General features: G+C 61.1%; 9 protein-coding genes and 1 pseudogene. 8 read left to right on the forward strand and 2 right to left on the reverse strand.

The genetic code is table 11. The features are described 5' to 3' along the window. Positions 1-73 precede the first annotated feature (73 nt). The gene (locus tag JLC71_RS08415) at positions 74-2,749 is read right to left on the reverse strand and encodes a bifunctional acetate--CoA ligase family protein/GNAT family N-acetyltransferase (RefSeq protein ID WP_200914929.1); all 2,676 of its coding nucleotides are present in this window, start codon (positions 2,747-2,749) and stop codon (positions 74-76) included. A 173-nt stretch (positions 2,750-2,922) separates the two neighbouring features. Between JLC71_RS08415 and ppa the strand changes: the two genes are divergently transcribed. From ppa to JLC71_RS08445, 6 genes and pseudogenes are all read left to right on the forward strand, one after another. Then, positions 2,923-3,453 carry an inorganic diphosphatase gene (ppa, locus tag JLC71_RS08420; RefSeq protein ID WP_200914930.1) on the forward strand — a complete coding sequence of 177 codons (531 nt, stop codon included), beginning with the start codon at positions 2,923-2,925 and terminating at the stop codon, positions 3,451-3,453. A gap of 244 nt (positions 3,454-3,697) precedes the next feature. Continuing rightward, entirely contained in the window at positions 3,698-4,840 is a 1,143-nt protein-coding gene (locus JLC71_RS08425; protein ID WP_200914931.1) for a porin, read from the forward strand. Positions 4,841-5,179: 339 nt separating this feature from the next. After that, positions 5,180-6,325 (forward strand): porin, encoded by a 1,146-nt coding sequence (locus JLC71_RS08430; protein ID WP_200914932.1) that lies wholly within the window; start codon positions 5,180-5,182, stop codon positions 6,323-6,325. Between the two features lie 290 nt (positions 6,326-6,615). Then, on the forward strand, positions 6,616-7,818 hold the full coding sequence (locus JLC71_RS08435) for an ammonium transporter (RefSeq protein ID WP_236250839.1): 1,203 nt from the start codon (positions 6,616-6,618) through the stop codon (positions 7,816-7,818). A gap of 446 nt (positions 7,819-8,264) precedes the next feature. Continuing rightward, positions 8,265-8,630, forward strand: a complete 366-nt coding sequence (locus JLC71_RS08440; RefSeq protein WP_200914933.1) for a hypothetical protein — start codon at positions 8,265-8,267, stop codon at positions 8,628-8,630. A gap of 495 nt (positions 8,631-9,125) precedes the next feature. Continuing rightward, positions 9,126-9,392, forward strand: a pseudogene (locus JLC71_RS08445) (serine hydrolase); the annotation flags it as partial. A gap of 19 nt (positions 9,393-9,411) precedes the next feature. Here JLC71_RS08445 and JLC71_RS08450 read toward each other — a convergent pair. Then, positions 9,412-9,810, reverse strand: coding sequence for a RidA family protein (locus tag JLC71_RS08450; protein ID WP_236250841.1), 399 nt, complete (start codon positions 9,808-9,810; stop codon positions 9,412-9,414). A 229-nt stretch (positions 9,811-10,039) separates the two neighbouring features. On the opposite strand from JLC71_RS08450, the gene JLC71_RS08455 reads away from it, so the two are divergent. Further along, on the forward strand, positions 10,040-10,396 hold the full coding sequence (locus tag JLC71_RS08455) for a DUF1801 domain-containing protein (RefSeq protein ID WP_236250842.1): 357 nt from the start codon (positions 10,040-10,042) through the stop codon (positions 10,394-10,396). Positions 10,397-10,531: 135 nt separating this feature from the next. Then, entirely contained in the window at positions 10,532-11,320 is a 789-nt protein-coding gene (locus tag JLC71_RS08460) for a class I SAM-dependent methyltransferase (protein ID WP_200914935.1), read from the forward strand. Positions 11,321-11,348: the final 28 nt, after the last annotated feature.

Here is an 11,348-nt window from a genome sequence, read left to right on the forward strand (position 1 = left end):
GTCGGCCGAAAGAGCGTGACCGATTTGCTTGCCGGGAACAATCCGACAATTCCCGGCGTGCCGCCGGACACCGTCAGAGCGACTTCACCACCCACTTGAGGCCATCGTCCTCCGGATGCTGCGTCACCTCAAAGCCCAGTGAGCGCATGAAGGAGAGCATGGTTTTGTTGCTGGTCAGCACTTCGCCCTCGACCATGGTCAAACGCATGCCGCGCGCCGCATCAAACAAGGCATTCATCAAGCGGTTGCCCAGCCCTTTGCCCTGCCAGGCATCGTCGATCACGATGGCGAACTCGCAGCTGTCGTAATCCGGGTTCACCACAAAGCGCGCCACCGCGACAATCGCCTCGCCACCGCCCGACTCCACCGCAGCCACCAGCGCCATTTCGCGGGCGTAATCGATCTGGGTAAAGCGCGCCAGCTGGATCTGCGGCAGCGATTTGAGCGTGCTCATATAGCGGTTGTAGCGTGTTTCTTCGGATAGATTGCCGACGAAGGCCATGACCAGCTCGGCATCCTCGGGGCGGATCGGCCGGATGGTCACCGGCATACCGGTCTTCAGTTGCGTCACCTGCACCAGTTGCGACGGATACGGGTGGATCGCCATATGGGCGTAACGGCGCGCATCCGGATCAACCGGTGCGACGATGATGCGCGCATCGACCGCCACGACGCCGTTTTCGTCGGCCACCAGCGGATTGATGTCCAGATGCTGAATCTGCGGCAATTCGCAGACCATCTCCGAAACCCGCAGCAACACCGCCTTCACGGCGTCGATATCCACGGCCGGCTGATTGCGGAAGGTGTCGAGCATCTTCTTCACCTTGGTGCGGCGAATCAGGTTTTCGGCCAGATATTCGTTCAGCGGCGGCAGCGCTACCGCCACGTCGTTGAACACCTCGACGGCGATGCCGCCGGCGCCAAAGGTGATCACCGGGCCGAAGGCACGGTCGTGCGCCACGCCGACCATCAGTTCGCGGGCGTTCTTCTTGCCGTGCATCGGCTGCACCGTCAGCCCCTTGAGCTGATCGCCGAGCCGGTCTCGCCCGCGCGCGAGCATCTTGTTTGCCTCGGACGCCACCTGCACCAGACTGTTCAGCCCCAGCGCCACGCCGTCGATATCGGTCTTGTGCAGCACGCCTTCGCCATCGATCTTCAGCACCACCGGCAGACCCATGCCCATCGCCGCGTTCACCGCCTCATCGGCGCTGGCGGCGCGCATGGTCAGCGTCACCGGGATATTGAACGCGCGCAGCACCGCCTTGGATTCGATTTCATCGAGCACGCTGCGGCCGCTGGCGATCACGCCATCAATAATCAAGCGCGCGGTTTCCAGATCCGGCGCTTCCCATTCGCCGATCGGCCCCGGCGTTTGTAGTAGTAATTGCTGGTTGTGTTGCCAGGCGGCGAGTGAATAAAAAACCTCGATCGCCTGCTCGGGCGAGTGGAAATAGGCGCAACCGCTCTTGGTCAGTAGCGTACGGCTGGCCTCGACCTTTTTGCCGCCGATCCACGCAAACAGAATCGGCTTGTCGTGCGCCTTGCGCAGCGCCACCAGCAGCTTGGCGGTTTCCATATGATCGGTGCCGGCTTGCGGGGTGAAGATCACCAGCACGCCGTCGACCTCCGGATCGTCGAGCATGATGCTCGTCGCCGCCTCGAAGCGCGCCGCCGGGGCGTTGCCGAGAATATCGACCGGATTATCGCGGCTGGTCTGGCCCGGAATGATCGCATCGAGCCGCGCCACGGTCTCGGGCGAGAGCTTGGGCAGCGGCACGTTCAGATCGCGAGCGCGATCGACCGCCATCAAGCCGGCGCCGATGCCATTGGTCAGGATCGCCAGCCGGCGGCCCTTGACCCGGTAGTTATTGGTCAGCACCCGCGCGGCGGTGAAAATCTGGTTGATCGAGCGCACCCGCAGCACGCCGGCGCGGCGCAGCGCATTGTCGAAAACATCGTCGCGGCCGATCAGCCGTTCGGAGTGGGTACGGCCCAGTTTGACCTCGTCGTCGTAGCGGCCGACCTTGAGCACCAGCACCGGCTTGGAGCGTGCCGCCGCGCGCAGCGCCGACATCAGCGTGCGTGCATCGTGGACGTCTTCGATATACAGCAGGATGCTCTTGGTCTTGTTGTCGGCAACCAGATAATCCAGCGTCTCGCCGACGTCGACATCGGCGGCAACGCCGAGCGAGACCACCGACGAAAAACCGATATCGTGCGATTCGGCCCAATCCAGAATCGCCGACGCCACCGACGACGACTGCGACACCAGCGCCATGCTGCCGGATTTGATCTTGCCCAGATAATTGGCTGCGGCGAACTTGCTGGCGCCGCGCGCCATGCCGAACACCGTCGGCCCGATCAGCCGGATACCGTACTGGCGCGCCCGCGCGAGGATGCGGTCGAGCAGCTTCTGGGTCTTGGCGTCGGTGCCGACAAAATCGCAGCTCATGATCACCACGGCCTTGATGCCGGCACGGCCGCATTCGTCGATCACATCGGCCAGCGTTTTGGCCGGCGTGGTGATCAGCGCCAGCTCGACCGGCGCGCCGATATCGCGCACATGCTTGAACGCGCTGGCGCCCTGCACCTTGGCGTGCCGCAGGTTGACCGGGTAAACCTTGCCCGAATAGCCCGATTCGAGCAGATTGGCAAACACCACGGCGCCGACCGAACCGGCGCGATCGGATGCGCCGATCACCGCCACCGAACGCGGATCGAACAAGGGAGTCAGGTAGTGCTTTTTCATGGCTGCCGCCTGTGGCCGTTTATGCCGTCATTCTAAATGCAGCATCGTGACACGGTGCTGTGGATGATCAAATCAGCTGCATTCTGCCATTGCTTTATCGCATCGGATGCGGCCGAAATCACCTACCGCTATAATTCGCCCGTTTCCCTAAAAACCCGACTTCAGGACGCAGCATGGACATCAGCAAGATCCCCGCCGGCAAGGACCTGCCGAACGACTTCAACGTCATCATCGAAATCCCGGCCAATGCCCCGCCGGTGAAGTATGAGTTCGACAAGGAAGCCGGCTGCATCATCGTTGACCGCTTCGTCGGCACCTCGATGTCGTACCCGATGAACTACGGTTTCGTGCCGCACACGCTGTCGCTGGATGGCGATCCGGTCGACGTGCTCGTGCACACCCCGTTCCCGCTGGCCCCCGGCATGGTCATCAAGTGCCGCGCCATCGGCGTGCTGGGCATGGAAGACGAAGCCGGTCAGGATGCCAAGGTCATCGCCGTGCCGGTCGAGAAAGTGTGTGCGATGTACGCGCACATCCAGAAACTGGAAGACCTGCCGGAACTGCTGCTCGCACAAGTGAAGCACTACTTCGAGCATTACAAGGATCTGGAGAAGGGCAAGTGGGTCAAGATCACCGGTTGGGGCGACAAGACTGCCGCCCAGGCCGAGATCGTCACCAGCTTCGAGCGCGCCCAGAAAGGCTGATTTCCCGCCTTCGCCAGAAAAGCCGGTCTGCTGACCGGCTTTTTTCATGTCCGTCATTCCCAGCACCTAGGTATGCCAAGTTGTTTATAGAAACAATAACAAGTGAACCAATTACATTTGTAACCAAACTCGCATCGGCATAAAGTCACCTCCGTTGAGTTCCACAACTTTTCACATAAAGAACCGCTGCTAGTTACACCGCCGGACGGTCAGGAACTTGTTACACACAGAGAAGGAGTCGATCGTGAGTAAGGGTATGTTCTGTCGCAATGCAATCTCGGCCATGCTGTTGATGGCTGGTCTATCCACCCCGGTCTGGGCGCAGGTCACCATCGGCGGTTCGATAGAAACCGACATCCTGCTGGAAGGCTCGAATGCCGCCGGCTTCAGTGATAACGTCCAGCTCGACGTCGAACCACGGATCTTCATCCAGGGCGACGACAAGCTCGACAACGGTTCGAGCGTGATCTGGAAGATCTGGACCGGCTCCGAGAACTACCGCACCGGCAAGGACAACGACGTCAATGGCGGCAACGGCCCGGCCAGCTGGGGCAATCGCGAAGCCTGGGGCGGCTGGAAAGGCAACTGGGGCCAGGTACGCTTCGGCAAGATCTATTCGCCGTCGTATATGGTGCTCGACTGGCCGTACGCGGCACAGGGCGGCTCGATGCACGTCGAGGAAGTCGGTCTGCTCGGCTTCAACGTCGAAAACTCGATCGTCTACGACTCGCCGGTAATCAACGGTTTCAACGTCTCGGCGATGTATTCGCTGCGTACGCAGCAGAACAACGTCGATGGCGGCGGCAATGAGTACTTTGCCGACATCACCGGTGGCTACAGCGGCCATAACGCGACGGTCAACGCCGGCTACCAGCAAGCCAAGCCACGACTGCAAAGCGGCGGCGTCAGCGATGATGTCGACAAGTTCGCTTTCGTCGCCGGCGGCTACACCTTCGCCAATACCGGCTGGACCATGCGTGCCGGCTACAAGTGGTGGAACTGCTCGGCGTCGGCCCAGGCCAACGGCGCAGCCGGTACCGATCAGGGCCTGGACGACAACGTCGGCGGCTGCAATTACTTCACCGGCCCGGAACAGCAGCAGGCGTGGGTCCAGGGCATGTACACCACCGGCAAGCACAGCTTCTCGGTCGGCTACAACTACTTCTGGGGCGCCAAGGACATCAACGGCAACAAGATCGACGACAGCGACAGCCAGACGCTGCTGGCGCGCTACACCTACGCGCTGTCGAAGAACACCTCGGCCTACCTCGACACCCGTTTCAGCACCAACGACGACAACGGCACCATCGGTGCGACCTACGGCACGTCGTACAAGCCGGGCACCGACTCCTACCGTATCCTCATCGGTACCTGGACCGGCTTCTGAGCAAGCCACACCCCGTCCGACAAAAAGCCCGCACCAGCGGGCTTTTTTTTCGCGCCGCAGTACGGCCAAGGCCATGGCTCATCACGCGTCCCACCGCTGCAACCCGAGCAGTCGTTGGCTTTCCAGCTTTTTGTCAGCAACGCTTACGCCCCCCCCCACTCAGCAACGCGGGGCAACGTATAGACTTGTAATTTCAAGTAATAAATTACATTATGCGAATGGGCTTGCCGCACCAGAGGCCCGGGTTTGTCGAAACTCATCCCCATTCGCCTCGGCTTCGCTGTGAATTCCAACGCAGGCAGTCCTTGAAGGCGGTGTTCAAACTAGAAAGGAGCTTTCATGCACAAGCGCATGTGCCGCCGCACACTATCCGCCCTGCTGCTCGCAGCCGGTCTCTCCTGCCCGGCCTGGGCGGAAGTCACCATCGGCGGGTCGATCGAAGCCGACATTCTGCTGGAAGGCTCGGAAGCCGACGGCTTCCGCGACAACGTTCAGCTCGACGTTGAACCGCGGCTGTTCTTCGCCGGTGAAGACAAACTCGACAACGGTTCGAGCGTGATCTGGAAGATCTGGACCGGTGCCGAGAACTACCGCAGCGACTCGGCCAAGAACAACGACAACAACAGCGGCAACGGTTCGCGCACCTGGGGCAACCGGGAAGCGTGGGGCGGCTGGAAGGGTGGCTGGGGCCAGGTTCGCCTCGGCAAGGTCTACTCGCCGTCGTACATGGTGCTCGACTGGCCGTACGCTGCGCAGGGCGGCTCGATGCATATCGAGGAAGTCGGCCTGCTCGGCTTCAACATCGACAACGCCATCGTCTACGACTCGCCGAACCTGAGCGGCTTCACCATCTCCGGCATGTACGCACTGCGCACGCAGGCAAACCAGGTCGACGGCAACGGCAACGAATACTTCGCCGACATCACCGCCGGCTACAGCGGCTACGGCGCGATGCTCAACGTCGGTTACCAGCAGGCCAAACCGCGCCTGAAAGATGGCCACGTCAGCGATGACCAGGACGAATTCGCCTTTATCGCCGGCGGCTACACCTTCGGCGACAGCGGTTTCACCCTGCGCGGCGGCTACAAGTGGTGGCAATGCACGGCGTCGGCCAACGCTGGTGCCGGCGAAGGCGGCGGCTTTGCCGACAACGTCGGCGGTTGCAACTACTTCACCGGCCCGGAACAGCAGCATGCTTGGGTGCAGGGCATCTATGCCTTCGGCAAGAACAGCTTCTCGCTCGGTTATAACTACTTCTTCGGCGCCAAGGACATCAACGGCAGCAAGATCGACGACAGCGACAGCCAGACGCTGCTCGGGCGCTATACCTACACGATGTCGAAGAATACCGCCGGCTACTTCGACGTGCGTTACGGCACCAACGATACCAACGGCAACATCGGTGCCACCTACGGCACATCGTACGGTGCGAAAGCCGGTACCGACTCGTACCGCTTGCTGCTCGGTACCTGGACCGGCTTCTAACCCGGTTTGGTTCTGCCCCGCCAAAAGCCCGCGCAATGCGGGCTTTTTTATTGCTCCAGCTCGGCCGGCGCCACGCCCCAGCATCGCCACAAAGCCCCTTTTGAGTGCAGATCAGGCCAAACCAGGACCGGTGCCGCACCAAATCGGCGCAACCATTCAGCGATACCAGCCAGCCGAAACGAAACAATCCGTTTGAAAACAGCCACCTGATTGCTTCGGCACGCTGCTTGCTTTCGGTGCACCGCACACAAGGCGCACCGATTCAAAGCGCCAACATCAGGGAGCATGCAGTGAACCAATTCCAAACCAGCACCGATGTGCTGTTCATCCTGCTCGGGGCGATCATGATCCTGGCGATGCATGCCGGCTTCGCCTTCCTTGAGCTCGGCACCGTCCGCAAGAAGAATCAGGTCAACGCGCTGGTGAAGATCCTCACCGACTTCGGCGTCTCGGCGATCGCGTATTTCTTCATCGGCTACGGCATCGCCTACGGCACGCACTTCTTCGGCCCGGTGACCGAGATCGCCAAGGACAGCGGCTACGAGCTGGTGCGCTTCTTCTTCCTCCTGACCTTCGCCGCCGCCATTCCGGCCATCGTCTCCGGCGGCATTGCCGAGCGCGCCAAGTTCCACCCGCAATCGGCCGCGACCTTCCTGCTGGTCGGCTTCATCTACCCCTTCTTTGAAGGGATGATGTGGAACAACAACTTCGGCGTGCAGGACTGGTTCAAGACCACCTTTGGTGCGCCGTTCCACGACTTCGCCGGCTCGGTGGTGGTGCATGCCGTCGGCGGCTGGATCGCCCTCGCCGCCGTACTGCTGCTCGGCGCGCGCCGTGGCCGCTACCACAAGGACGGTGGCGTCGCCGCACACCCGCCGTCGAGCATTCCCTTCCTCGCCCTCGGCGCGTGGATCCTCATCGTCGGCTGGTTCGGCTTCAACGTGATGAGCGCGCAGAAAATCGCCGGCATCTCCGGCCTCGTCGCGATGAACTCGCTGATGGCAATGGTCGGCGGCACGCTGACCGCAATGTGGGCCGGCAGGAACGACCCCGGCTTTATCCACAACGGCCCGCTCGCCGGCCTCGTCGCCGTCTGCGCCGGCTCGGACGTGATGCACCCGCTCGGCGCGCTGGTCGTCGGTGGCGTCGCCGGTGCCGGCTTCGTCTGGCTGTTCACCGTGGTGCAGAACCGCTGGAAGATCGACGACGTACTCGGCGTCTGGCCGCTGCACGGCATCTGCGGCGCCTGGGGCGGCATCGCCGCCGGCGTCTTCGGTCTGGAAGCGCTCGGCGGCGCCGGTGGCGTCAGCTTCTGGGCGCAAGTGGTCGGCACGCTGATGGGCGTGGTGATCGCCTTTGCCGGCGGGCTGATCGTTTACGGCGCACTGAAGAAGACCGTCGGCCTGCGTTTATCCGACGAGGAAGAATTCAACGGCGCCGATCTGTCGATCCACAAGATCAGTGCAAGCCCGGAGCGCGAATCGAGCTGGTAAACCCAAGGCCGGCGCCGACAAGTGCCGGCTTTTTCCTCGCTGCGCGCGATGCGACATGAAAACGCGAATCCAGCAGCGCACGCCGGGGCGGGCCTCCATGCCGATCATGCAAACGATAGCCGGGTAATCAGCGTGAGCAACGCAGCCTGCGACTCCTGCGTTTGCCCTGCACCAACCGGCGTTATCTACACCGCTGGCGGCAAAGACACTCTTGGTAGGATCGATGCCAACAGTAATAATGCAGTTTATTTCTAACTGCGTAAGCAACCATAAATGGGAGCTTCATCATCGCAGCGCACGCTGCCTGCGGCTCCCGCCGTTACCACGGGACGGAAAAACCCCTTTCACGCGTAAACGCATTTATGTCCTCATCCCCTTTCACCGTCATACGAATATTGCTTATTCCTGTTTTTTCCTTGGGCAGTGTCGTTGCATACGGCTACAGCTTGAATCTTCTCGGTGAAATATTCCCTCTCCCCAAGGAACACGCTCTCGTCTTCGGAACGCTACTCGCTCAGGGATTCATTGCAGCGGTAGTTGTTTCTATTCTGTTCTGTTATCCATTAGCATTTTTCTACCAGAAAACTGCTGCAGCCCTAGCACTGATCATATCGCTACCGACTCTTATATTGCGTTTACCCGAACTCATGGCGTTCGGCAGAAATCCCGCGGCAATAGCCATATCAGTATATGAAATTTTTTCATATCCAATTTTATTGATCGCAGGTGCTGCATTAGCACATCGGCACCTCAGCCTTCCGGAAATTGCGACAAAGCAGAAAACGCAGCAAACAACGCACCGCTTACCTTAGCCAGCGACCCGCATCCCACATACATGAAATCACCTTTCAAATTATCATGATTAGATACATCAAATATTCGGTTGTCATTCTCTTAACCTACCTTGGAGCATCTTGCTCCGTATCGAGGGGCATCAATAAATATGCTCAAGCGTGCACCGCAGAATACAATGCAGACTTGAGAAAAATGGACAATCCAACCGAAAATGCAGCATTAAAATTTGCAACTCACATACAGCAGTGCGTTGAAAAAAAGAAAGGCCCCATTGACAAGCGCCTCAGCTCCAGAATAACAATTGATGTAAAATAAGCGAAGCGAGAGCCATGAAAACATTTTTTTCATGGCTCTCGCTTTTGCTCTATCGGGATATTTCAGCAAAAAAACAGATCAGGCCGCAATGAATGCAACCTGTTGAAAGGCGTCTCATCAAGAGAACTGAAATATCCAAACATCAGGTAAAAATTTCTGCGTTTTCTTCATCAAGGAATACCTGAAGGAATATCCGCACAAGAAGGTGGCTGTTGCAGTATTGGCTGCGCGGCAACACCACCGGCGACAAACGCATCCGCGCCGGACTTCCCGCCGGCTGGCAGGCCGGCGACAAGACGAGTTCGGGCGATTACGGTACGACGAACGACATCGCCGTACTCTGGCCATCGGGCCGCGCACCCGTCGTTCTCGCCATTTACTTCACCCAGCCGGACGCCAAAGCGAAGTGGCCGGACGAGGTGATTGCGGCGGCGACGCGGATTGCGGTGGACTCGCTGCGCTGATGTCACCGGCACCGGCCGGCTAGTCGAGGATGGCTTCCGCCTCGATCTCGATCAGCCATTCTGGCAAAGACAGCCCGCTGACGATGATCCACGACGACGGCGGCGGATCGGCCGGAAACCGCTGGCGCAGTGCTTGCGCGATGACCTCCTGCTCGTCCCTCGCAGCTTCGCAGATATAGATCCGCAACATGACCACCTGCTCCAGCCCGGCGCCCGCCGCCGCCAGCACGCGCTCGATATTGTCGAGGGCCGCTTCGGTCTGCGCCTGCAATCCGGGCCCGACGGTCCGCTCGTTGGCGTCGACGCCAACCTGTCCGGACAGCAGCATCCGGCGTTGCCCGGTCACGATCGCGGCCTGGCTGAAGCCGTATTGCCGCGTATCGAATACGCTGTCGGGATTGAGGACGGTTTTGGGCATGATCGACTCCTGGTTTGCGTTTCGTCGCTGCGTGCGACGGATGATGGGGGCTTGTCCCCCGAGCATGACCGTGCAGCGACGTGCGAGTTCACCGAGCCGACCTCGCACCGCACTCATGTGCAGCCGGAAAAACCGGCCGCGCCGGCAACCTTTTACGTCGCGCCAATGTCCGATGCTGCTCGGGTGCCGCGGGCAGCCCGACCGATAGACCGACCACCGGGAAAACAAAATGCAGGACGAACGGATTGCCGCCTTGTTGCAGGACATCAGCCTCTCCAGCGACCGCCTTTACGCCATCGTGCACGCGGTTCGGCGCATGGTTCTCGCCACCGGGGACGACGTCACCGAGCAGGTCAAGTACGGCGGCATCCTGTTCGGCGCACCGCAGCCCTTCTGCGGCGTGTTTGCCTATGCCAGCCATGTGTCGATCGAGTTCAGCCATGGCGCATCGCTCCCGGACGAGTTCGGCCTGCTCGAAGGCAAGGGGAAGTTGCGCCGCCATCTGAAGCTCCACGGCGTCGACGACATCGGCACCAGACAGCTCGGGCATTACGTCTCGCTGGCCTACGCATCCGCCAAGCCCTAACGTCCCCGGCCGCCGCGTTCCCTCTGACGGAAAACCGCCCGGATGCCGGGTGGTGAGCGAGCACGTGAAAAGCGCCGCCGACGGCGCAATCGCGCGGGGCTATGATGCGGTTTTTCCCGACACGCCGGAGCCGCCATGCACGCCACCGAACTCATCGCCCACAACCGCGTGGCCTGGAACCGGCAGGCCCGGCAACAGTGCGAGTGGTCGCAGCCCGTCGGCAGCGACGTCATCACCGCCGCGCGTGCCGGCCGGTGGCAGCTCCACATCACGCCACGCCCGCTGCCCGGCGACTGGCTCGGCGATGTCAGCGGCCGGCGCATCCTTTGCCTTGCCGCGGCCGGGGGCCAGCAGGCACCGGTGTTGGCAGCCGCCGGCGCAGAGGTCACGGTGTTCGATCTGTCGGACGAACAACTGGAACGGGACCGTTTCGTCGCCGATCGCGGCGGGTTGCAGCTGACCACGGTACAGGGCGATATGCGCGATCTGTCGGCGTTTGCCGATGCCTCGTTCGACCTGATCGTCCACCCGATCTCCAACCTGTACGTGCCCGACGTCCGCCCGGTCTGGCGCGAATGCCGACGCGTGCTCGTGCCCGGCGGTGCGCTGCTCGCCAGCTTCTACAACCCGGTGGTGTTCGTCGGCGACCGCGATCCGGCGTGGCTCGAGCAGGGTGTGGTCAAGCCGCATTACACGCTGCCTTATTCCGATGTTGCCGACCTCGATGCCGAAGCGCTGGCACAGAAGCGCCAGAATGGCGAAGCGCTGGTGTTCGGCCACAGCCTGACCGATCTGATCGCCGGACAGACCGACGCCGGGCTGGCGATCACCGGTTTCTACGAGGATGCGCAACCAAACCCGCGTTTCCTGCTCGACCGCTATATGCCGACCTTTCTGGCGACGCGGGCCGTCCGGCCGGGATGAAAAAAGCCGCCGGCAGGGCCGGCGGCGT

The sequence above is a fragment of the Jeongeupia sp. HS-3 genome, assembly GCF_015140455.1.
Classification (GTDB): Bacteria; Pseudomonadota; Gammaproteobacteria; order Burkholderiales; family Chitinibacteraceae; genus Jeongeupia.

Bases quoted from the DNA above. Each gene is read 5' to 3' on its own strand.
- JLC71_RS08415 (WP_200914929.1), bottom strand. From the start codon at position 2,749: ATGAAAAAGCACTACCTGACTCCCTTGTTCGATCCGCGTTCGGTGGCG.
- ppa (WP_200914930.1), top strand. From the start codon at position 2,923: ATGGACATCAGCAAGATCCCCGCCGGCAAGGACCTGCCGAACGACTTC.
- JLC71_RS08430 (WP_200914932.1), top strand. From the start codon at position 5,180: ATGCACAAGCGCATGTGCCGCCGCACACTATCCGCCCTGCTGCTCGCA.
- JLC71_RS08450 (WP_236250841.1), bottom strand. From the start codon at position 9,810: ATGCCCAAAACCGTCCTCAATCCCGACAGCGTATTCGATACGCGGCAA.
- JLC71_RS08455 (WP_236250842.1), top strand. From the start codon at position 10,040: ATGCAGGACGAACGGATTGCCGCCTTGTTGCAGGACATCAGCCTCTCC.
- JLC71_RS08460 (WP_200914935.1), top strand. From the start codon at position 10,532: ATGCACGCCACCGAACTCATCGCCCACAACCGCGTGGCCTGGAACCGG.